Here is a 20515-nt window from a genome sequence, read left to right as displayed (position 1 = left end):
GCTGCCTTGCCCGGCGGGGTGGGGCGCAAAAATGGGATAATGCGCGCTTCCCGCCCCGCGCCTTGCAATGCGCCGGGCGCCTCGACATATTCCCGCCCGAGAAGGGCACCCAGACGGCGAGACGAACCATGATCTACAGCATGACGGGCTACGCGAGCGCGACGCGCGAACTCGCGACGGCCACCGGCAACGGCGGCACCAGCGTGTCGGTCGAACTGCGCACCGTGAACTCGCGCTTCCTCGACCTGAATTTCCGCATGCCGGACGACGTGCGCGCGTGCGAGCCCGCGCTGCGCGAAATGCTGATGAACAAGCTGTCGCGCGGCAAGGTCGACGTGCGCATCAACCTGCAGCGCGGTGAGCAGAGCATCGGTGCCGGTGCGCTGAACCAGACGGCGCTCGGCCAGCTTGCCGAGCTCGAGCGCTCGGTGCTCGATTCGTTCCCGGGTGTCGGTCGCCTGCGTGCGGGCGAGATCCTGCGCTGGCCAGGCGTGCTCGCCGAGAGCGGCGTGTCGGCGGAAGCGATCCGCGACGCGGTGCTCGCGTGCGGCAAGGAAGCGATCGGTGAACTCGTCGTCGTGCGTTCGCGCGAAGGCGCGCAGCTGGCGACGATGCTGCTGTCGAACGTCACCGAGATGGAGGCGATCGTCGCGCGCATCACGCCGCTCGTGCCGGAGCTGATCGCGAAGCATCAGCAGAAGATCGTCGAGCGGCTGCAGGAGGCGCTTGGCATCGCGGCGCCCGAAGGCAGCGCGCCGATCGTCACGCGCGAGGAAGCCGCGGAACGCATTCGTCAGGAAGTGACGATGTACGGCATCCGGATCGACATCGCGGAAGAGCTGTCGCGACTCACCGCGCACCTGAACGAAACGCGTCACGTGATCGAGAAGGGCGGCCGCGTCGGCAAGCGTCTCGACTTCATGATGCAGGAACTGAATCGAGAAGCAAACACGCTCGGCTCGAAGGCGGCGGCGAAGGAACTGGCCGACGCATCGATGGCGCTCAAGCTGTTGATCGAGCAGATGCGTGAGCAAGTGCAAAACCTGGAGTAACGCAACATGACCCATCCCACTCACGACGGCCACGCGTCGCATGCGCTGCACGGCGGCGTCTATCCCGGCAACCTGTTCATGGTCATCGCGCCGTCGGGCGCCGGCAAGTCGACGCTCGTGAACGCGCTGCTGTCGAAGGACAGCGACATCTGCCTGTCGATTTCGTACACGACGCGCAAGCCGCGCCCGGGCGAGCAGGACGGCCAGCACTACCACTTCACGACCGTCGAGGATTTCCGCGCGCGCCACGCCGCGCACGAATTCCTCGAAAGCGCGGAAGTGCACGGCAACTACTACGGTACGTCGCGCGTCTGGATCGAGGAGCAGATGATGAGCGGCCACGACGTGCTGCTCGAGATCGACTGGCAGGGCGCGCAGCAGGTGAAGAAGCAGTTCCGCAACGCGGTCGGCATCTTCATTCTGCCGCCGTCGCTCGACGCGCTCGAGGAACGTCTGAAGAAGCGCGGCCAGGACGAGCCGAACGTGATCACGCGACGCCTGCTCGCCGCGGGCAGCGAGATGGCGCACGCGTCGGAAGCGGAATACGTCGTGATCAACGAAAATTTCGATCGTGCACTGGCCGAGCTCGAATGCATCGTCGCGGCGACGCGCCTGCGCTTTGCTTCGCAGTACGCGCGACATACCGAGCTGTTCATCGAGCTCGGCATCCATTTGCCCCACGCGGAATGACGCGGGGGTAGAGGGACATAAGGTAGAATAGGGACTATATTCAGAAGGAATTACCAACATGGCTCGCATTACCGTCGAAGACTGCCTGAAGCAAATCCCCAACCGCTTCGAACTGGCGCTCGCCGCCACTTACCGCGCGCGGCAGCTCGCGCAAGGCCATACGCCGAAGATCGAGAGCCGCGACAAGCCGACCGTCGTCGCGCTGCGCGAGATCGCTGCCGGCCAGGTCGGCGTCGAGATGCTGAAGAAGGTGCCGGTGTAACGCGCATCCGGCCCGTTCCAGCCATGTAGTCCACGCGCGCAACGACTCGACCTGGAGGCGAATATGAGCACCACCCCATCGTCCGCCTCCGCGGATTCGACCACCGAAGCCACGGCCCAGTCGCCTGCGCGCCAGTACATTGACGCGGTCCTCGAACAGTCCTTCCGGCATCTGTTCGGGCCGACCGCCACGCCGGAGCAGCCGCGCAAGCACGGCGTCGTTTCGATCGCGAAACTGACGGCCGCGCTTGCCGAGTATCTCCCTCCGGAAGAAATCAAAGAGGTCAAGGCGGCGTTCCACTTCAGTGACGAAGCCCACCTCGGTCAATATCGCCAGAGCGGCGAACCCTACATCACCCATCCCGTCGCCGTCGCGGAAATCTGTGCCGGCTGGAAGCTCGACGCGCAAGCCGTGATGGCCGCGCTCCTGCACGACGTGATGGAAGACCAGGGCGTGACCAAGAGCGAGCTGGCCGAACGGTTCGGCCCGAAGGTCGCCGAACTGGTCGACGGCCTGTCCAAGCTCGACAAGATGGAGTTCCGCAGCCGCGAGGAAGCGCAGGCGGAAAACTTCCGCAAGATGCTGCTCGCGATGGCGCGTGACGTGCGGGTCATCCTCGTCAAGCTCGCCGACCGTCTGCACAACATGCGCACGCTCGGCGCGGTGCCGATGGAAAAGCGCCGGCGCGTCGCACGCGAGACGCTCGACATCTACGCGCCGATCGCGCACCGCCTCGGGTTGAACAACACGTATCGCGAGCTGCAGGACATGAGCTTCGCGAACTTCAACCCGCATCGCTACGCGACGCTCGAGAAGGCCGTGAAGGCCGCGCGCGGCAACCGCCGCGAAGTGATCAGCAAGATCCTCGAGGCTGCTCAGCGCGCGATGAGCGACGCGAAGCTCGACGCGGAGATCACCGGCCGCGAGAAGACGATCTACAGCATCTATCGCAAGATGCGCGACAAGCAGCTGTCGTTCTCGCAGGTGCTCGACGTATACGGCTTTCGCGTCGTCGTCGAGAGTCCGCTCGACTGCTACACGTGCATCGGTGCGTTGCACGCGTTGTACAAGCCCGTGCCCGGCAAGTTCAAGGACTACATCGCGATCCCGAAGATCAACGGCTATCAGTCGCTGCACACGACGCTCGTCGGCCCGTTCGGCGCGCCGATCGAGTTCCAGGTGCGCACGCGCAAGATGCACGAGATCGCCGAGGCCGGCGTGGCAGCGCACTGGCTGTACAAGAACGGCGGCGCGGATCTGAACGACGTGCAGAAGCGCGCGCATCAGTGGCTGAAGTCGCTGCTCGACATCCAGAGCGAAGCCGGCGATTCGAGCGAATTCCTCGAGCACGTGAAGATCGACCTGTTCCCGGATGCGGTCTACGTGTTCACGCCGAAGTCGAAGATCATGGCGTTGCCGCGCGGCGCGACGGCGCTCGATTTCGCGTATTCGATCCACAGCGATCTCGGCAACCAGTGCGTGGCCGTGAAGATCAACAACGAGTTGCTGCCGCTGCGCACCGAGCTGAAGAGCGGCGACATCGTCGAGGTCATCACCGCGCCGTATTCGAAGCCGAACCCCGCGTGGCTCGGTTTCGTGCGCACCGGCAAGGCGCGTTCGGCGATTCGTCACTACCTGAAGACGATGCGCCTGAACGAGTCGGTGCAGCTCGGCGAGCGGCTCGTCGATCAGAGCCTGAAGGGTTACGGGCTCGCGCTCGCCGATGTAACGCCGGAGGTGTGGGAGAAGCTCGTTCAGTGGACGGGCAACAAGAGTCGCCAGGAAATCTTCGCGGACATCGGCCTCGGCCGCCGCGTTGCCGCGGTGATGGCCAAGCGCATCGAGGTGCTGATGACCGGCCGCGATGCGGACGACGATCTGCCGAAGTCCGAGCGGCATCCCGCGCACAATGCGCCGCCGGTCGTGATCACCGGCACCGAAGGGATGTCCGTGCAACTGTCGGCGTGTTGCCGGCCGATTCCGGGCGATGCGATCATGGGCTATATCGGCATCGGCCTCGGGATGGCGATTCATACGACCGATTGCAGGGTCGCGCAGCGCATCCATCGTCGCGATCCGGGCCGCTGGATCGACGTCGAGTGGGCGCCGCAGCCGGGTCGTCTGTTCGACGTCGCGGTGAAGGCGCTCGTGAAGAATACGAAGGGCATCTTCGCGCGCGTGGCGGCGGACATCACGTCGGCCGACGCGAACATCGTTCACATCGCGATGGACGAGGATCTGACGCACGAATCGACGGTGCTGCGGTTCGTGATCCAGGTCAGCGATCGCGTGCATCTCGCGAACGTGATGCGGCGCGTGCGGACCAATCCGGACGTGATGCGGATCATGCGCGAGCGCTCGACCGACGACAGCGTGCATGCGCGTCACGACGGCGGCATGCGCATCGAGCGCGAGCGGCAGGATTACTGACGTCGCGCGGTGGTTTGCGGCGGGATGCGACGGCGGCCACGGACCGCCGTTTTCATGTGTGCAGCGCGTCGGGCGCTGTCATGAAGTGGCAACCCGACTCGAGCGGGCGGTGGCCGAACAAAAGAGGGGGGCGGAAAAGAAAAAAGGGCCTTCCCGGAGGAAGGCCCTTCTGAGGTGGCGCGGCTGGCAGGATTCGAACCCACGACCCCTTGGTTCGTAGCCAAGTACTCTATCCAACTGAGCTACAGCCGCACGCAAAGCGGTACTACTTCAACTGTCGGAACCTTCTGCGATGGGAAGGCCCCCAAAAAGGTGGCGCGGCTGGCAGGATTCGAACCCACGACCCCTTGGTTCGTAGCCAAGTACTCTATCCAACTGAGCTACAGCCGCACGCAAAAACAAAACGCTACAACACCGAACTGAAAGGGCCTTCGGTTTGGAAGGCCCTCGAAAAAGGTGGCGCGGCTGGCAGGATTCGAACCCACGACCCCTTGGTTCGTAGCCAAGTACTCTATCCAACTGAGCTACAGCCGCACGCAGAAGCGGAAGTATAGCAGGGTTGTATAAAAAGGGAAGCCTTATTCGCAAAAAATGTCACCCGATCCTGGGCGGCCGCGTTCGTGTACCCTTGATGCATCAGTCATCCAAGTGTTGAATCTGCATCATGAACAAGGCGTTTGTCAAAGAGTCGGACGGCGACGACGACGATCTCGACCCGAGTCAACCCGCGATTCCGGCGGGCACGAAGAACTACATCACCCCGGCCGGCCACAAGCGGCTCAGGGACGAACTCCTGAACCTGATCGACGTCGAGCGCCCCGAAGTCGTGCGGTTGGTGTCGTGGGCCGCGTCGAACGGCGATCGATCGGAGAACGGCGACTACATCTACGGCAAGCGGCGGTTGCGCGAGATCGACCGCCGGATCCGCTTCCTGACGAAGCGGCTCGATCTCGCCGAAGTCGTCGACGCGAGCCGGCAGGAGAATGTCGACCAGGTGTTCTTCGGCGCGACCGTCGATTACGCGACGCCGGACGGCGAGGATCACACCGTCACGATCGTCGGGATCGACGAGGTCGATCTCGATCGCGGCTGTGTCAGCTGGATTTCGCCGGTCGCGCGAGCCCTCATCAAGGCGAAGATCGGCGACACCGTCACGCTGATGACGCCGGCTGGTCCCCAGCCGATCGACGTGCTCGACGTTCGCTATCCGGCACCGGGCAGCGCGTGAGCGGGGAGCGGTGCATTCGCACAGCGCAGCGCTGAAACAACGAGCGCCCCGGGTGGGGCGCTTCGTCATGACGGTCCTTGCCGGGCGGGGACCGATCGCATTGCTCAGAAGCGGTGGCGCATGCCGGCCGTGACCGCGATCTGCTTGTTGGTCGACGACGCGGTGCCGAGCCCGTTGATGTTCGCGCCCACAGCCAGGCCGTCCGCATTGACCCGCTGGTACTCGCCCTGCAGATACAGGTCGGTGCGCTTCGACAACGCATAGTCGGCCTGCAGGTTGAACTGATGCCAGCTGGGCGTCTGGCCGTCGAGGCGGCCGTCGGTGTACGTGTACGAACCCGCGAGCGAGAATGCCGGTGTCAGCGCGTAGCGGCCATTCACTTCGTAATTGTTGAAGCGCGTGCCGCCGGTGAGCGGGATGCCGCCCGACACGCCGGACTGGCCGGCGCTGATCCTGGCCGAATCGGTCAGGCGCGTCTGCGTGAACACGAAGCCGGCCGTCGCGGGTCCGAACGTGTAGTTGAGGCCCGCGCCCCAGGTGCGTTGACGGCTGGCGGCGAACGTCCAGTCGCCGGCCACCGCGCCGGGGTCGCTGGCTGCGAGCGACAACGCGTTGATGTTGTTGTTGAGCTGCATGTACGCGGCCGCGACGTTGAAGCCCAGATAGCTGTACGACGCGCCCACGCTGTATGCGCGGTTGTTCGAGAAATCGCTGGAATTCGAGAAGCCATACAGCGCGCCGAACTTCAGGCCGCCGTAATTGGCACTCTGATACTTGACCGAGTTGTTGATCCGGAACGAGTTGTTCAGATTGTCGTTGTCGAATGGGTGCGCGAACTGCGTGCCGCCGTATTGGGTGCCGGTCAGCGACAGCGGGCCGAGGAAATCGACGACGCTGTCGTACTGGCGGCCGAGCGTGAGCGAGCCGTAGCTTTGGTGCGCGAGGCCGACGAAAGCCTGGCGGCCGAATTCGCGGCCGTTCTGCTTGAGCGAACCGTTGTTGATGCCGAAGCCGTTTTCCAAGGTGAAGATCGCTTTCAGTCCGCCTCCGAGATCCTCGGTGCCGCGCAGGCCCCAGCGGCTGCCGTTGATCGAGCCGCTGGTCTCCTGCCACGCGCTGTGACCACCCTGGTTGTTCGTATAGGTGATGCCTGCATCGATCAGGCCGTACAGCGTGACGCTGCTTTGCGCATGGGCGGCAGTGGCACACACGCCGGTCAATGCGGCGACGATCAGGGGCTTTTTCATGATCTGTCTCCAAACAGGATGATGTCGATCGAACCTGCTGCGGGCATCGGCGGCGTCGCGTGTCGGCGACGCCGTGCGCGTTGAGCGCGGCGCCTTCGTCGGAAATCCATTTGCAGTGTAAGGATGGGTCCGGGTGCAAAAGGAAATTGCTTCTGGCAATACTGTATTTTGAATCCCGCAAGAATAAGTGTATGCGCCGGGAGCCCCGGCCATCAAGACTTTGCGGCAGCGCAGCAGGCGGAGAAGGTGCTCAGGACTGCATAACGGGTGTCGTGGGCGTTGCGCGATCGCGACAGGCAATCAGTGGCGGGCGGGGCAGACCTAGCGCGATTATTGACACATCGGCAATAGAGGTTTGTGTGTAGCATGGATAATGAAAGGATGTTCTCTCGCTATACTGCGATCTCTGCTTTCCGAAGCAGACTTTTTCGTTGACGGAAAAGATCTCCAAACCTTTGTCGGCGCGACTTCCCAGTCGCGCTTTTTTTTGCCCGTCTCCCGGACCCCTATTGCTTGTACGAGCGTCGCTTGCGCTTGCCGGTCGGCTGCGTGTCGTCGGGCTCGGCCTGCGGCGGCGTGTACGTCCAGTCTTCCATCACGTAGTGACGGGCGTCCAGCGGTGAAGCCAGCAGGTTCTGCCAATGATCGCCGTGCCAGGTCGGGTCGAACTCGGTATCGCATGGCGTTTCACGAGACTCGGCCAGCGCGCGGGACTTGCGGCGTGCGCGTGCGAGCCGGCTCGCAAGGCGTTTGATTCCGTCCAGCCACATGACCTTCTCCTTCCAATGCCTTGCACCAGCATCGCGACGTCCTTCGCTCTTGGCAATCCGGAAAAAACCCGATGATTTTACCGGCCCGATTTGTCCCCGGTAGGTTTTTCATGTTTTTGATTATCGGTGATTCGATCCAGGTAATATTGACAGGTTTTTGATGCGGATCAATTAATAAAAGACGATGGTGTACCGATTCCAGTGGTATTGACGTTCTTTTGATAAAGAAGGCGCCAAAAATTCCCTTGACGCACCCGGATTGTCCAATTTATAAAGTCAGCACTCCGTCCCCGGGCGGAGCGCTGGGGGTGAGTGTCGGCGCGCCGTTGCGGGATTTCGGGAAGCGGCTATAAACAGTAGCTTTTTTGATCTAATCGAGTGGGGAACGAAGGTATGGATACCGGTATCGTAAAATGGTTTAACGATGCTAAAGGTTTCGGCTTTATTACGTCCGACAATGGTGGCGAAGATCTGTTTGCGCACTTTTCCGAAATCCGGATGGACGGCTTCAAAACGCTGAAGGAAAACCAGCGCGTTTCCTTCGATGTGAAAGTCGGGCCGAAAGGCAAGCAGGCAGCGAATATCCAGGCGGTCTGACGCGCCACGCATTGCCGATCACGTCCGGCCCCCGCATCGCGGGGGCTTTTTGCTTTTTGGGGCACGAAAACCCGTGACCGGCGAATCGAATCCGCTTCGGACTGGTCGCGAACACGCCTGCCGGTGCATACTCACGGAAGCATTGTCTCTCCCGCCTTTTCATGTCCGATTTCCGTCCGTCCGATCCCGCCTGCGAACAGCCGCTCGTCTTCGTCGATCTCGAAACCACCGGTGGTTCGTCCGCCGAGCACCGTATCACTGAAATCGGCGTGGTCGAAATCGGCCCGCTGGGCGTATCGACATGGACGACGCTGGTCAATCCGGGGCAATCGATTCCGCCGTTCATCCAGCAACTGACGGGCATTTCCGATGAGATGGTGCGTGACGCGCCGTCGTTCGCGTCGCTCGCGCCCGTGCTGTTCGAGCGGCTCGACGGCAAGCTGTTCGTCGCGCACAACGCGAGCTTCGACCGGGGTTTCCTGCGTGCCGAATTCGAGCGCGCCGGCTTTGCATTCAATCCGGACGTGCTGTGCACGGTGCGGTTGTCGCGCGCGCTGTTTCCGCGGGAGGCGCGACACGGACTCGATGCGCTGATCGAGCGGCATGGCCTCGTTCCCGCCGCCCGCCACCGGGCGCTCGCGGATGCCGATCTCCTTTGGCAGTTCTGGCGGCAATTGCACGAGATCGTGCCGCTCGAGCGTCTGCGCGACCAGATTGCGCGCACAACGCGCCACTTCCGTCTCGCGGGCGGCATGACCGAAGCGTGGCTCGATACCGCGCCGGCCGGATGCGGCGCGTACGCGTTGTTCGGGGAGGGCGACGAAGCGCTGTACGTTGGCCGCAGCGTGCGCGTGCGGCAGCGCTTGCGCGCGCTGCTGACCGGCGAGCGGCGTTCGTCGAAGGAAATGCGGATTGCGCAGCAGGTGCGGCGTGTCGAATGGCGGGAGACCGGCAACGAACTCGGCGCAATGCTTGCGGAAGCGCAGTGGATCGCTCGTCTGCGTCCGTCATACAACCGGCGTCCCGCGGCCGAAAGCGCCCGTGCCGGCAATGTGCCCTGGCCGTTCGACGGCCCGGTCGCGTTCGAGGCGAGCGGCGAGCGCCGCCTGTTTCATGTGATCGACGGCTGGCGCTACCTCGGTGTGGCCGAATCGCTCGATGCGGCGGCGCGGCTCGTGGCCGATGGCGCGGACGGTGCAGTCGAGCCGCATACCCATCGCCTGCTGCAGACGCATCTCGCGCGCGGCCTGCAACTGATTCCGATAGCGGCGCTCACGCCTGCCGACTGAGCACCGCCGGCTGCGGCGCGCCATGGCCGCGCGTCATCAGCCGATCGCGCTGGCGCCGCCGGCCGAGCAGACGTGCGACAGCGCGATGCCGAGTGCCTGCGTCTGGGTGCGGTCGTAGCGCGTCAGCGTCTTCCAGTTCGCGATGCTGCGTGCGAGCCGCGCCTGGCAATCGGGCGCGTCGCGCAGCGGTGCGACTTGCGCGAGGCCGGCCAGCATCTTTTGCGTGAGCTGGTCGAGCGCCGGCCGCGTGCTGGTCGCGAGGTCGGGCGGCGAGCCTTCCGGCGGCCGCGTCGCGCGCCACGTTGCAAAGAGCGCGTTCTGCACGTCCTTGCTCGCGGCGATCTGATCCTCGAAGAACGTGCGCGCGAACGCCGGATCCACGCCGGACTGTGCGGCACGCTTCTCCACCGATGCGAGCAGGGCCGCTTCGCGCGGCCGGTCCTCGATCGCCTTGTGGTTCGCCCATTTCCATCGCGCGACGGGTTCGGCAAGTGCGAGCCGCTGCGATGCGAGCGCGACGAGATTGGTGAGCGCGGTGTCGTCGCCGTCCGCGCGTGCGACGTGCGGTGACGTAAAAAAGGCGACGCCGAGCGCGGCGACAGCGACGCTGGCACGAATGGCTTGTTTCATCGGAACGATCGGGAGGACCGGGCTGGCCGGAGGTGGAAAACCAGAAGAATAGACGAAGACAGTCGCGCGGCGGAACGACGCGACAGAAGAATCAGCGGACGCGCTGATCCGGCACCGTCAGGCCATTGCAGCCCGGGTGCGAAGCGATCTGCGCCGAAAACGCAGCGATGAACCGCACGATATCGATCGACACGTGGCGGTTACAGAACGGAACGTAGGTTCACTTCGGCGAGTACAGCTTGTGCTGCTCGTCGAAGAATGCCCGGACATGCTCGGGCAACTCGGCGAGGAATTCCACGCCGACGGGTTCCGGATCCGGGCTCATCACTTGCTCGGGCGGGGGCATGCGGGTTGGTCTTTCGTCCATGGTCATTTCTCCAGCAGGTTCAATAATTATCAACCTCGCGCTTGGATTTATGCCAGTGGCGAATCGTTAGATTTTGTCTCTGTTGTATTAACGGCACATGCGCAGCCGCGCACTGTGCGATGCCGACTATTGCACCTCGCACGTCGGCAACGATCGGGCCGCTTGTTATACTTGCGCGCTCTTTTTCCTGGACCGCGATGAAACGAACGACGCGATGGATCGGCCTCGTATGGTTGGCGCTCGTACTGAACGTACTGTCGCCCGTCATCGGCTACGCGCGTCTCGCATCGAGCGGTTCCGGCGAGCTCACGCTCGAATTGTGCAGTGCGGCAGGCGTGCGCCACATCGCCCTCGCGCAGTCGGGCGACGACCGCGGCACAACGCCGTTGGACCATGCCGGCGTGCCGCACTGCGTGTACTGTCCCGGCTTCGCGGCGAACGTGGCGCTCGGCACGAGCCTGCCTGCATTGCCGGGCTTCGTGCGCGCATTCGCGTACCGGGCGGCCGCCCCGGCCGTTCCCGTTTTTCCGCGCAAGGGCATCCGTCTCGCGCAGCCGCGCGGTCCGCCTGAAAACGTCCTGATCTGATTGATATCGTCCGCGCGCTCAGGAGGCGCGCGTGCCGCCCGCGGCCCGGTCCGCGCGCCGCGCCATGTGCGCGCGGCGCGTCGGCTCGCGCACGGCGGCGTCCGGTCACGTTTTCAGGAATTCATCCATGTCGTTCACCTTCCCCGCGCGGCCGTCGCGTGGCCGGCTCGCGCTCGCCTGCGCGGCAGTTTTTGTCTGGCCTGCCGCGCAGGCGGCCACGATCGATGGCGCATCCGCGGACCCCGCGCCCGGCGGTTTGGGCAACCCGGCCGGCCGTGCCGCACCGGTTGCCGCGCCCGCGACGACGGGCGACACGCTGACCGCCGTCAGCGTTTCCGCCCGGCGGCAACCCGTCGATCCCGATACGCCGGCCGTCGTCGAGTCGATCACGCGCGAGCAGATCGACGCGCACACCAACGTCACCACCGAGGACGCGCTGAAGTACGCGCCCAACCTGATGGTTCGCAAGCGCTACATCGGCGACCGCAACAGCGTGTTCGCCGGCCGCGACTTCAACGAGTTGCAGAGCGCGCGCGGGCTCGTCTACGCCGACGGGCTGCTTCTGTCGAACCTGCTCGGTTCGAGTTACGCGTATCCGCCGCGCTGGTCGCTGATCGCGCCCGACGATATCGCGCGCGTCGACGTGCTGTATGGTCCCTTTTCCGCGCTGTATCCCGGCAACGCGATCGGCTCGACCGTGCTGCTGACGACGCGGCGCCCCGATGCGCTCGAGGCGTCGCTGTCGACGCAGTTCTTCACGCAGCGCTATCACGACGGCTACGGGTTCGCGGACAGCTTCGGCGGCAATCACCAGACCGCGCGGATCGCGAACCGCGTCGGCAAGTTCTGGTTTTCGCTGTCGCTTGACCGGCTGGAGAACGACGGCCAGCCGATGCAGTATGCGAGCCCCAATTCAGCCTACAACCCGAAGCTCGGCGCCGCGGTGCCCGTGACGGGGGCGGCTGCCGACATCGGGCCGAACGGCAAGCCGCGTACGATCGTCGGCGCGCAGACCATCGAGCGGACCGAGCAGCTCAACGAGACGGTCCGGATGGGCTATGCGTTTTCGGACCGCGTCGACGCGACGCTGACGCTCGGGCACTGGGAAAACCATTACCGGCAGCACGGCGAAACCTTCCTGCGCGATGCGGCCGGCAATCCCGTCTACGGTGGCAACGTGTCGATTGGCGGCCGGAACATGACCGTCGCGCCGAGCGCGTTCGCGCCGCAGCGCGGCGACCAGGAGAATTGGTTGTACGCGCTCGGCCTGAACGGTCGGCTGGATTCGGGCTGGCGGCTGTCGGGCGTCGTGTCGGCATACGACGTATCGCGCGACGTGCTGCGCGCGGCGTCGACCGTGCAGGGCGGGGCGGGCACGCTGTTCCAGGGCGACGGCACGGGCTGGCGCACGTTCGACCTGAAGGCCGAGGCGCCGGAAGTGAAGGGCCACGCGTTCACGTTCGGCTATCACTACGACAACTATTTCCTGCGCAACGTCACGTACAACACGGCCGACTGGCTGGCCGGGCCGACTACGTCGCTCGCGAGCGTCTACCGGGGCGACACGCGCACGCAGGCGCTGTTCGCGCAGGACGCGTGGCGTTTCGCGCCCGGCTGGCTCGCGACCCTCGGCCTGCGCTACGAGCGCTGGGATGCGTACGGCGGCGCGCTTGGCAACGCCAACGGCATGCTCGGCTACGCGGACCGCAACGCGAATGCGCTGTCGCCAAAAGTCGCGCTGCAATGGGACGCGACGGACGTCTGGCGCTTCCGGCTGTCGTTCGCGACCGGCACGCGCTTCCCGACGGTCGGCGAACTGTTCCAGGGCACGATCTCGAACAACGCGATCGTCAACAACAACCCGAACCTGCGGCCGGAAAAGGCGATCGACTGGGACTTCACGGCCGAGCGCGACGTGGGCGTCGGCGTCGTGCGCGCGAGCGTGTTCCAGAGCGACCTGCGCGATTCGATCTACAGCCAGACGACGGTGTCGGGCGCGTCGACCGTCACCAACATCTCGAACGTCGATCGCGTGCGCGTACGTGGCGTCGAACTCGCATTCAGCGGCCAGAGCGTCGGGCTGCGCGGGCTCGACATCGACGCGAACGTGTCGGCGAGCAACGCGCGGATTCTGGCCGACGCCGCGAATCCGGCTTACGTCGGTTCGCGCTTTCCGCGCATCCCGCGCATGCGCGCGAACCTGCTCGCGTCGTACCGCTTCGACGAACACTGGCTCGCGAGCGTCGGCGTCCGCTACTCGGGCCGCCAGTTCAATACGCTCGACAACAGCGACGTCAATCCGGACGTGTACGGCGGCACGAGCACCTTCACGGTCGTCGACCTGAAGGCACGCTACCGGTTCGACCGTCACTGGGTCGCGTCGGTCGGCATCGACAACCTGACTGACCGCCGCTACTACGTGTTCCACCCGTATCCGGGCCGCACTTTCTTTGGAGAACTGAAATGGTCGCTGTGAAATCGTTCGCGGCAGGCTGCGCGCTGTGGCTCGCGGCGCTGTCGCCCGCAGGTGCGCACGACGCGCCGAACACCGTCGATCCGCATGCGGCGCACATGAGCGTGCAGGCCGCGCCGGCACAGCAGAAGCAGCCGCTCGCGACCGGCGCCGCATTCGACGTGCGGCACAGGCTGTGGGTCGCATGGGTCGAAGGCGCGCACGTCGTCGTCGCGCACTCGGATGACGCGGGCCGCACGTTGTCCGCACCTGCGACCGTCAACGCGATGCCCGAGCCGATCTACACGAGTGCGGAAAATCGCCCGAAGCTCGCGACGAGCCCGGACGGTAGCGCGGTATACGTGTCGTGGTCGATGCCGCTCGATGCGCCGTACACCGGCATGGTGCGCTTTTCGCGTTCGCTCGACGGCGGCGCGACCTGGAGCGTGCCCGTCACCGTGCATCGCGACCGGCAGGCGATCACGCACCGCTTCGACATGATGGCAGTCGATCCGGCGGGCAACATCGCGATCGCGTGGATCGACAAGCGCGATCTCGTTGCGGCGAAGGCGGCGGGGCGGGCGTACGACGGCGCGGCCGTCTACTACGCCGTGTCGCGCGACGGCGGCGCGTCGTTCGAGCCCGAGCGCAAGGTGACCGATCACACATGCGAATGCTGCCGCATCGCGATGGCGATCGATCCGGCCGGACATATCGAAGCCGTGTGGCGCAACGTATTCCCGGGGCAGATCCGCGACCATGAGCTCGCGGTGCTGCCCGTGTCGGCGTCGGAGCCCGTCGCGCCGGTGCGCGCGACGTTCTCGAACTGGCACGTCGAGGCGTGCCCCGAGCACGGGCCGGCGCTCGCGATCGCGCCGGACGGCACGCGCCACATCGCGTGGTTCGGCGTCGTCGACGGCCGCGCCGACGTGTTCTACTCGCGCATCGGCGCCGATGGGAGGCCGCTCGGCACACCCTGGGCGTTCGGCGCGAATCCGGCGGTACCGGCCGAGCAGGCATCGCACGCGGCGCTCGTCGCGCGCGGTGATGTCGTCTGGCTCGCATGGAAGGCGTTCGACGGCGACACGATGCAGATCAAGTTGCGTCGCTCGGACGATCGCGGCGAGCACTGGTCGGCGCCGCGCGTGATCGCGTCGACCTCGGGCGCGAGCGACAACCCGCAACTGCTCGACGATGCAGGACGCCTCTACCTGTCGTGGCGTACGCGTAACGACGGCTATCGGCTGATTTCCGTGGAGGGGGCGCAATGAAACGGCTGCTGGTGTCGATCTGCGCCGTGCTTGCGAGTCTGCCCGCATGGGCCGGTGAACTGCGGCCGCTGCGCGCGTCCGAGGCCGCGAAGTTGTACGCGACGGCGCTCGAACGGCCGCTCGCGGTCGAGATCTGGTCGCTCGATTGCGGCTACTGCCGCGAGAACGCCGCGCATCTGGTCGCGTGGCAGCGCCGGCATCCGGACGTGCGCCTCGCGATGGTCTCGATGGACGCGTACGACGACAACGGTGCGGCGATCGCGCAGGCGCTCGCGCAAATGAACCTGCCGCCGCAGGTCGCGCAGTATGCGAACGCGGAGCCGATGCCCGAGCGTCTGCGGGCGGCACTCGATGCGGGATGGCGGGGAGAAATGCCGCGTACCGTGTGGATCGGACGCGATGGCGCACGCGAGGCCCGCAGCGGATTGCTGACGACCGACGTGCTCGACGGCTGGTTGCGGCGCGGCAAGCGCCAGTGAAACCGGAAGGCGGCGCGCGGGCAATGCCGCGCGCCGCTTCGATGCAACTACGAAACGAAAGCGCGCCCGAAGGCGCGCGAGAAGATCGTCAGGCCGCGCGTCTGAACAGACGGATCACGAACAGCAGGATCACGGCGCCGATGACCGCGACGATCACCGAGCCGATGAAGCCGCTGCCGAGGCTGATGCCGAGCACCCCGGCCAGCCAGCCGCCGATCACCGCGCCGACGATCCCGACGATGATATCGACGATCAGGCCGAACCCGCCGCCCTTGACGAGCAGGCCCGCCAGCCAGCCGGCGATCGCGCCGATGATGAGCCACATAATCAAGCCATGAGTCATGGTGATCCTCTCCTAGTGTTGAGTCGAAATGACCGGACGTCGGCTGTTTCGCCGCAAGCTGCATGAAGGCGGCATGCGACCCGCCGCGCCGCCCACGCAATGTAACGCGATAGACGGGTCGGAATCGTTAAGTAATGTTATGCACCCTTATCGGGATTTTCCAGGGGATTCGTCTGCCTACGAAATGAATCCGTAAGAAATGGATGGTGGCACGCAATCGGTGCGTCATGTGTCACATCGTCCATGCGTCGGCGCCGGTGCGCCCGTGTCGGGCAGGCCGTCGCCGGCGTCCGCGATTAGGCGGGTGATGGTTGCCGCGTCGCCGATCGCCTCGATCGCCAGCAGCGCGAAGCGGGCGAGAAAGAGCGACGCGTCGGTTTCGCCGATGCGGGTCATCGTGCGGCACAGGTTGGTGTAGAGGACGTCGCGTTCGGTGTCGGTCATCATGCGTTCTCCTGAGGATCGGCTGACGTGTGCGGGTGAAGTGCGCGTTCGAGTGCGGCGCTCAGGTCGGTGGCGCGCGCATCGTGCCAGCGGCCGAGCACGTGTCCGTCCGGACGCACCAGATAGACGGTGCCGTCGCGCGCGCCGTACAGATCGAACAGCCGGCCGTCGACATCGTAGCCGCCGCCTCCCGGGTGTTGCGGTGCCGCATGCCGCGCGAGCGTGACGAGCGCGAACGGGATGCCGGTGTCGTGCAGGCGGCGTTCGAGATCGACGAACGACGGATCGGGCGCACCGTCGCGTGTAAAGCGGAACGCGGTGAAGCGCGAGCCGACGAGATCGGTCAGGTGGCCGCGACGCGCGCCGCTGTCGTTGCCGATGTCGCTCGACGTCTGCAGCATCAGCGGGCATTCGGCGAGTACCATGCCGGGCGCCGGCCCAGCCGAGAACGCATCGCGTTCGTCCGCATTGAGCGGCGACGCCGTGTAAGCGATGGCCGATGTCTGACGCGGGTTGATCAGCGAACGCAACGCCGGATGCCGGACCGCGAGCGTCAGCACGGCCTTGCGCATCAGGTCGAACGCAAACGACGGCGGCGCCATGAACTCGGTGCTCTTGGTGCCGTAGCGCAGGTTCTCGTGCGTCGCGAACACGCGCTCGTCCGAATAGCTGTCGAGCAGTGCGTCCGACGCGAGCCCGCGAATCACGTACGCCAGTTTCCAAGCGACATTGTCGGCGTCGTCGATGCCCGAGTTCGCGCCGCGCACGCCGAAGATCGGCACGAGGTGCGCGGCGTCGCCGCAGAACAGCACGCGGCCGTGCCGGTAGCGTTCGAGCGTCAGCGCGTTCGCCTTGTAGATCGTGATCCAGATCGGCGACCAGTCGCCGCGCTCGCCCATCATGTCGAGCAGGCTCTGCACACGCGGGATCACGTTTTCGGGTTTGACGGCCGCTTCGGGATCCTCATCGTCGCGCAGCTGGTAGTCGATCCGCCACACGTTGTCGGGCTGTTTGTGGACGAGCACGGTCGAGCCCGGGTTCGACGCCGGGTCGAAGTAGGCGAGCCGCTCGGTCGGCCGATCGCTGTCGAGCGCGATGTCGACGATCACGTAACGGCCTTCGTAGCTGGTGCCCTGGAGCGACAGGCCGAGCGCATCGCGCATCGTGCTGCGCCCGCCGTCGCTCGCCACGGCCCAGTCGGCATCGAGTGCGTATCCGCCGAGTGGCGTATCGACGTCGAGACGCACGCCGTCCGGGCGCCGCGTGACGCCGGCGACCTTCGTCTGCCAGCGGATTTCGATGAGCTCGGGGCGGCGCAGCGCGGCATCGAGCAGGAACTGCTCGATGTGATACTGCGCGAGGTTCACCATCGGCGGCAGCTTCTGGTTTTCGTCCTGCGGCATCGTGAAATGCAGCACTTCTTCGTGACGATGGAAGCTGCGTCCGCCGCTCCACGGCAGTCCGACGCTGAGGAAACCGTCGAGTGCGCCGAGCCGCTCGATGATCTCGAGGCTGCGTCGCGAGATGCAGATGGCGCGGCTGCCGTGACAGACCGAATCGTCGGCTTCGAGCAGCACGCTGCGGATGCCGTGATTGGCGAGGCCGAGCGCGACCGCGAGGCCGACCGGCCCGCCGCCGACGATCGCGACGCGGTGCCGCTGCATGTCGACGCCGTCGCTGCAGGTCGGCAGGTGCGCGGGATGGCGCGCGGCGACGAACGGATATGGCTTGAATTCGATGCCCATCGTTGGCTTCCAGGTTGCACTGTTTGAATGCGCACGCTCGACGACGCGATGCGTGCGGCAGGCTGGATGCAGTATGGAAGCCGTATCGAACACCGCTGTCCCCATTCCGGGTACAGCGCTCGGCCGGCGGCGGGCCGGGACTTACCCCGACGCGCTCAGGATCGGCAGTCGACGTTCAGGGCTGCAGGCACAGCGCGAACAGCTGGCGCTGGCTCGAGATGCCGAGGCGCCGGTACGCGCGTTTCTGGTAGGTGACGACGCTGGAGGCCTTCACGCCGATCGTCTCACCGATCTCCTGCGCGGTCTGGCCTTCGAGCACGCCGCGCAGCACATCGAGTTCGCGCTTGGACAGTGCCGGGCATGCGCCGCGCAGCCGCGCGAGCATCAGTTGCGGGATGCCGATCTGCGCCGCGCCGGCGAGCGCATAGTGATGCCGCGCGGCCTGCGCGATCAGCGGTGCGAGCGTTTCGATGGCCGCGATCTCGCGTGGCTGGAACGCGCCGCTGCGACGCGCGCGATACAAGTTGATCGACAGCCAGGTCGAGTCGTTCGGCTGCATTAGCAACGCGACGCGATCGGACACGTCGGGGCCGCGGTAGCAGGCTGCGCGATATGCGTCGTGGCAGATCTCGTCGCCGGCCTGCTGATGCAGCACCACGTCGTGGCGGTGCGTGCCGCGACCGGCGGCCGAGACGATCTTCTGGTTGCCGTCCAGTGCATAGAAATGCCGCGCGTAGGTGTCGGCGACGTCACGCAGGTAGCGGCCGCCGCGATGATCGGCGACCGAGATGGTGCGTGGACGGTTGCCGAATTCGTACGCGAAGATCGTGCACTGCGTGACGGACAGCGCATCGTCGAACAGCTTCAGGATTTCCGCGGCGAACGCATTCGGCTCGCTGCCGCCGATCACGGTAACGAGACCGGTTGCGCGGGACACGTCCAGTTGCCCGCCGAGGTTCGGTCGCTCGAGGCGCCAGATGCGCATGATGCGGAGGGGGGAGGGCCAGGTGATCCGGCAATTGTAATCGGCGGCGCGCGGTGCGGGAGTCGGGGGATGCCCGCACGCGGAAATGACGCAGAGGTGGTGCGGGACTTCGTGTATCGGAAATCGTGGCCGCTAAAGAGAAAAGGCCTGATAAGCGATGCTTATCAGGCCTTTATATCTTGGTGCCGGAGATAGGAGTCGAACCTACGACCTTCGCATTACGAATGCGCTGCTCTACCAACTGAGCTACACCGGCAGCAGAGAAATGAAATTATATGGTCAAATCCGAGATCTTGGCAATAGGTTTTGCGAATTTTTTTCAGCTTGCTGCTGCTGTTTCGCGAAACCATCGATCCGGCGGACTCCCCGCTTTCACTTCACTGCGATGCAGCCTGTCAGGGCCACATCGCGAAGGCGCGATTGTACTGGCGTCTCGCACCTCCGTCTAGTGCTGCAGTGCAAATTTATTTGCCTTCGCCTTCGTTGTGATAGCCGGTCACGCGCTCGACTTCGTTCTTCGAACCGAGGAACACCGGGACGCGCTGGTGCAGGCCGGTCGGCTGCACTTCCATGATGCGCTGCGTGCCGGTCGTCGCGGCGCCGCCGGCCTGTTCGACGATGAACGACATCGGGTTCGCTTCGTACATCAGGCGCAGCTTGCCCGGACGATCGGGCGTACGCTTGTCGGCCGGGTACATGAAGATGCCGCCGCGGTTCAGGATCCGGTGCACGTCGGCCACCATCGACGCGATCCAGCGCATGTTGAAGTTGTCGCCGCGCGGGCCTTCCTTGCCGGCGTTCAGCTCGCTGACGTAGCGCTGAACCGGTTCGTACCAGTGGCGTGCGTTCGATGCGTTGATCGCGTATTCGCGCGTATCGGCCGGGATCTGCATGTTGCTTTGCGTGAGCACCCACGAGCCGACTTCGCGGTCGAGCGTGAAGCAGTTCACGCCGTTGCCGGTCGTCAGCACGAACACCGATTGCGGGCCATACACCGCGTAGCCGGCCGCGACCTGCTCCGTGCCCGGCTGCAGGAACGATTCCTCGGTGGCCTGCTTGCCGTCCGGGCAACGCAGCACCGAGAAGATCGTGCCGATCGACACGTTCACGTCGATGTTCGACGAGCCGTCGAGCGGGTCGAACACGAGCAGGTATTCGCCGCGCGGGTAGTTCGCGGGGATCGGGAAGAACGTTTCCATTTCTTCCGACGCCATCGCGGCGAGGTTGCCGCCCCATTCGTTCGCGTCGAGCAGGATTTCGTTCGACAGGATGTCGAGCTTCTTCTGCACTTCGCCCTGGACGTTCTCGCTGCCGGCGGTACCGAGCGCATCGCCGAGCGCGCCCTTCGACACGTTGTAGCTGATCGCCTTGCATGCGCGGGCGACAACTTCGATCAGCAGGCGGAGGTCGGCGGGGAGGTTGTTGGTCTCACGCTGCTGCTCGATCAGGAACTTGGACAGCGTGGTGCGGCGGGCAATGGACATGACAGACTCCGAAAGGCCAAAGAATCCTTGAATTGCCGCAATTTTACCCGGCGCGCCTCCCGACCCGCCGCCTTTTTTCGTCCGGTTACATGGTCGGTCGGCTGACTCGGCCGGGTTCCGGCGTGCGTGACGCGGCGGATCGGCGCGGAAGCGGCGGGAAAAC

Annotated in this window: 20 protein-coding genes and 4 tRNA genes; 11 read left to right on the top strand and 13 right to left on the bottom strand. The window is 65.2% G+C overall.

What is annotated here, in order from left to right; all coding sequences use genetic code 11:
- The first annotated feature begins 128 nt into the window (after positions 1 to 128).
- The 4 genes from WS66_RS24850 (at position 129) to WS66_RS24835 (ending at position 4434) form a co-directional block, all read left to right on the top strand.
- Positions 129 to 1052, top strand: coding sequence for a YicC/YloC family endoribonuclease (locus WS66_RS24850; protein ID WP_059598967.1), 924 nt, complete (start codon positions 129 to 131; stop codon positions 1050 to 1052).
- Positions 1053 to 1058: 6 nt separating this feature from the next.
- Positions 1059 to 1742: a guanylate kinase gene (gmk, locus tag WS66_RS24845; protein ID WP_059598968.1), complete on the top strand. Its 684-nt coding sequence runs from the start codon at positions 1059 to 1061 to the stop codon at positions 1740 to 1742.
- Between the two features lie 58 nt (positions 1743 to 1800).
- Positions 1801 to 2004 (top strand): DNA-directed RNA polymerase subunit omega, encoded by a 204-nt coding sequence (gene rpoZ, locus WS66_RS24840; protein WP_006025620.1) that lies wholly within the window; start codon positions 1801 to 1803, stop codon positions 2002 to 2004.
- A gap of 63 nt (positions 2005 to 2067) precedes the next feature.
- On the top strand, positions 2068 to 4434 hold the full coding sequence (locus WS66_RS24835; RefSeq protein ID WP_059598969.1) for a RelA/SpoT family protein: 2367 nt from the start codon (positions 2068 to 2070) through the stop codon (positions 4432 to 4434).
- A 175-nt stretch (positions 4435 to 4609) separates the two neighbouring features.
- Here WS66_RS24835 and WS66_RS24830 read toward each other — a convergent pair.
- The 3 genes from WS66_RS24830 to WS66_RS24820 form a co-directional block, all read right to left on the bottom strand.
- Positions 4610 to 4686 (bottom strand) — tRNA-Arg (locus tag WS66_RS24830).
- Positions 4687 to 4747: 61 nt separating this feature from the next.
- A tRNA-Arg gene (locus tag WS66_RS24825) sits at positions 4748 to 4824 on the bottom strand.
- 67 nt (positions 4825 to 4891) lie between these two features.
- Positions 4892 to 4968 (bottom strand) — tRNA-Arg (locus WS66_RS24820).
- A gap of 130 nt (positions 4969 to 5098) precedes the next feature.
- Here WS66_RS24820 and greB point away from each other — a divergent pair.
- Positions 5099 to 5662: a transcription elongation factor GreB gene (gene greB, locus WS66_RS24815; protein ID WP_059530120.1), complete on the top strand. Its 564-nt coding sequence runs from the start codon at positions 5099 to 5101 to the stop codon at positions 5660 to 5662.
- Between the two features lie 104 nt (positions 5663 to 5766).
- Here the strand turns inward: greB and WS66_RS24810 are convergent, their stop codons facing one another.
- Positions 5767 to 6909 (bottom strand): porin, encoded by a 1143-nt coding sequence (locus WS66_RS24810; RefSeq protein ID WP_059598970.1) that lies wholly within the window; start codon positions 6907 to 6909, stop codon positions 5767 to 5769.
- 506 nt (positions 6910 to 7415) lie between these two features.
- Positions 7416 to 7679 (bottom strand): hypothetical protein, encoded by a 264-nt coding sequence (locus tag WS66_RS24805; protein WP_059598971.1) that lies wholly within the window; start codon positions 7677 to 7679, stop codon positions 7416 to 7418.
- Between the two features lie 393 nt (positions 7680 to 8072).
- On the opposite strand from WS66_RS24805, the gene WS66_RS24800 reads away from it, so the two are divergent.
- Both WS66_RS24800 and WS66_RS24795 read left to right on the top strand, forming a co-directional pair.
- Entirely contained in the window at positions 8073 to 8276 is a 204-nt protein-coding gene (locus tag WS66_RS24800) for a cold-shock protein (RefSeq protein ID WP_006476615.1), read from the top strand.
- A 161-nt stretch (positions 8277 to 8437) separates the two neighbouring features.
- Positions 8438 to 9565 (top strand): exonuclease domain-containing protein, encoded by a 1128-nt coding sequence (locus WS66_RS24795; RefSeq protein ID WP_059598972.1) that lies wholly within the window; start codon positions 8438 to 8440, stop codon positions 9563 to 9565.
- A gap of 36 nt (positions 9566 to 9601) precedes the next feature.
- Here WS66_RS24795 and WS66_RS24790 read toward each other — a convergent pair whose 3' ends face one another.
- Entirely contained in the window at positions 9602 to 10195 is a 594-nt protein-coding gene (locus WS66_RS24790) for a chorismate mutase (protein WP_059598973.1), read from the bottom strand.
- Between the two features lie 220 nt (positions 10196 to 10415).
- Positions 10416 to 10562 carry a hypothetical protein gene (locus WS66_RS34155; RefSeq protein WP_009690993.1) on the bottom strand — a complete coding sequence of 49 codons (147 nt, stop codon included), beginning with the start codon at positions 10560 to 10562 and terminating at the stop codon, positions 10416 to 10418.
- A gap of 197 nt (positions 10563 to 10759) precedes the next feature.
- Here WS66_RS34155 and WS66_RS24785 point away from each other — a divergent pair, with 197 nt between their 5' ends.
- The 4 genes from WS66_RS24785 (at position 10760) to WS66_RS24770 (ending at position 15351) form a co-directional block, all read left to right on the top strand.
- A complete protein-coding gene (locus tag WS66_RS24785; protein WP_059598974.1) occupies positions 10760 to 11149 on the top strand; it encodes a DUF2946 domain-containing protein in 390 nt (129 codons plus the stop codon).
- Positions 11150 to 11276: 127 nt separating this feature from the next.
- On the top strand, positions 11277 to 13625 hold the full coding sequence (locus tag WS66_RS24780) for a TonB-dependent receptor (RefSeq protein ID WP_059598975.1): 2349 nt from the start codon (positions 11277 to 11279) through the stop codon (positions 13623 to 13625).
- Complete coding sequence (locus WS66_RS24775; RefSeq protein ID WP_059598976.1) at positions 13613 to 14872, top strand: sialidase family protein; 1260 nt, start codon at positions 13613 to 13615, stop codon at positions 14870 to 14872. The genes WS66_RS24780 and WS66_RS24775 overlap by 13 nt, the downstream gene beginning before the upstream one ends.
- Positions 14869 to 15351, top strand: a complete 483-nt coding sequence (locus tag WS66_RS24770) for a TlpA family protein disulfide reductase (protein ID WP_059598977.1) — start codon at positions 14869 to 14871, stop codon at positions 15349 to 15351. The genes WS66_RS24775 and WS66_RS24770 overlap by 4 nt, the downstream gene beginning before the upstream one ends.
- An 88-nt stretch (positions 15352 to 15439) precedes the next feature.
- Here the strand turns inward: WS66_RS24770 and WS66_RS24765 are convergent, their stop codons facing one another.
- The 6 genes from WS66_RS24765 to WS66_RS24740 all read right to left on the bottom strand — a co-directional run bounded on the left by WS66_RS24765 (position 15440) and on the right by WS66_RS24740 (position 20352).
- Positions 15440 to 15694, bottom strand: coding sequence for a GlsB/YeaQ/YmgE family stress response membrane protein (locus WS66_RS24765; RefSeq protein ID WP_059530096.1), 255 nt, complete (start codon positions 15692 to 15694; stop codon positions 15440 to 15442).
- Positions 15695 to 15919: 225 nt separating this feature from the next.
- Positions 15920 to 16141 (bottom strand): hypothetical protein, encoded by a 222-nt coding sequence (locus WS66_RS24760; RefSeq protein ID WP_059598978.1) that lies wholly within the window; start codon positions 16139 to 16141, stop codon positions 15920 to 15922.
- On the bottom strand, positions 16138 to 17883 hold the full coding sequence (locus WS66_RS24755; protein ID WP_059598979.1) for an FAD-dependent oxidoreductase: 1746 nt from the start codon (positions 17881 to 17883) through the stop codon (positions 16138 to 16140). The genes WS66_RS24760 and WS66_RS24755 overlap by 4 nt, the downstream gene beginning before the upstream one ends.
- A 175-nt stretch (positions 17884 to 18058) precedes the next feature.
- Positions 18059 to 18868 (bottom strand): helix-turn-helix transcriptional regulator, encoded by an 810-nt coding sequence (locus WS66_RS24750; RefSeq protein ID WP_059598980.1) that lies wholly within the window; start codon positions 18866 to 18868, stop codon positions 18059 to 18061.
- A gap of 180 nt (positions 18869 to 19048) precedes the next feature.
- Positions 19049 to 19124: transfer RNA gene (locus WS66_RS24745), tRNA-Thr, on the bottom strand.
- A 208-nt stretch (positions 19125 to 19332) separates the two neighbouring features.
- Positions 19333 to 20352 carry a class 1 fructose-bisphosphatase gene (locus WS66_RS24740; protein ID WP_059598981.1) on the bottom strand — a complete coding sequence of 340 codons (1020 nt, stop codon included), beginning with the start codon at positions 20350 to 20352 and terminating at the stop codon, positions 19333 to 19335.
- Positions 20353 to 20515 lie beyond the last annotated feature (163 nt).

The sequence above is a fragment of the Burkholderia sp. LA-2-3-30-S1-D2 genome, from assembly GCF_001523915.2.
In the GTDB taxonomy this organism is placed as follows: domain Bacteria; phylum Pseudomonadota; class Gammaproteobacteria; order Burkholderiales; family Burkholderiaceae; genus Burkholderia; species Burkholderia diffusa.
Note: the sequence above shows the minus strand (reverse complement) of the source record. Positions and strands in the feature narration are given on the sequence as shown.

Bases quoted from the DNA above. Each gene is read 5' to 3' on its own strand.
- gmk (WP_059598968.1), top strand. From the start codon at position 1,059: ATGACCCATCCCACTCACGACGGCCACGCGTCGCATGCGCTGCACGGC.
- WS66_RS24770 (WP_059598977.1), top strand. From the start codon at position 14,869: ATGAAACGGCTGCTGGTGTCGATCTGCGCCGTGCTTGCGAGTCTGCCC.
- WS66_RS24795 (WP_059598972.1), top strand. From the start codon at position 8,438: ATGTCCGATTTCCGTCCGTCCGATCCCGCCTGCGAACAGCCGCTCGTC.
- WS66_RS24835 (WP_059598969.1), top strand. From the start codon at position 2,068: ATGAGCACCACCCCATCGTCCGCCTCCGCGGATTCGACCACCGAAGCC.
- WS66_RS24850 (WP_059598967.1), top strand. From the start codon at position 129: ATGATCTACAGCATGACGGGCTACGCGAGCGCGACGCGCGAACTCGCG.
- WS66_RS24760 (WP_059598978.1), bottom strand. From the start codon at position 16,141: ATGATGACCGACACCGAACGCGACGTCCTCTACACCAACCTGTGCCGC.
- WS66_RS24740 (WP_059598981.1), bottom strand. From the start codon at position 20,352: ATGTCCATTGCCCGCCGCACCACGCTGTCCAAGTTCCTGATCGAGCAG.
- WS66_RS24805 (WP_059598971.1), bottom strand. From the start codon at position 7,679: ATGTGGCTGGACGGAATCAAACGCCTTGCGAGCCGGCTCGCACGCGCA.
- rpoZ (WP_006025620.1), top strand. From the start codon at position 1,801: ATGGCTCGCATTACCGTCGAAGACTGCCTGAAGCAAATCCCCAACCGC.
- WS66_RS24790 (WP_059598973.1), bottom strand. From the start codon at position 10,195: ATGAAACAAGCCATTCGTGCCAGCGTCGCTGTCGCCGCGCTCGGCGTC.
- WS66_RS24785 (WP_059598974.1), top strand. From the start codon at position 10,760: ATGAAACGAACGACGCGATGGATCGGCCTCGTATGGTTGGCGCTCGTA.
- WS66_RS24750 (WP_059598980.1), bottom strand. From the start codon at position 18,868: ATGCGCATCTGGCGCCTCGAGCGACCGAACCTCGGCGGGCAACTGGAC.
- WS66_RS24780 (WP_059598975.1), top strand. From the start codon at position 11,277: ATGTCGTTCACCTTCCCCGCGCGGCCGTCGCGTGGCCGGCTCGCGCTC.
- WS66_RS24800 (WP_006476615.1), top strand. From the start codon at position 8,073: ATGGATACCGGTATCGTAAAATGGTTTAACGATGCTAAAGGTTTCGGC.
- WS66_RS24775 (WP_059598976.1), top strand. From the start codon at position 13,613: ATGGTCGCTGTGAAATCGTTCGCGGCAGGCTGCGCGCTGTGGCTCGCG.
- WS66_RS24765 (WP_059530096.1), bottom strand. From the start codon at position 15,694: ATGACTCATGGCTTGATTATGTGGCTCATCATCGGCGCGATCGCCGGC.
- WS66_RS24810 (WP_059598970.1), bottom strand. From the start codon at position 6,909: ATGAAAAAGCCCCTGATCGTCGCCGCATTGACCGGCGTGTGTGCCACT.
- greB (WP_059530120.1), top strand. From the start codon at position 5,099: ATGAACAAGGCGTTTGTCAAAGAGTCGGACGGCGACGACGACGATCTC.
- WS66_RS24755 (WP_059598979.1), bottom strand. From the start codon at position 17,883: ATGGGCATCGAATTCAAGCCATATCCGTTCGTCGCCGCGCGCCATCCC.
- WS66_RS34155 (WP_009690993.1), bottom strand. From the start codon at position 10,562: ATGGACGAAAGACCAACCCGCATGCCCCCGCCCGAGCAAGTGATGAGC.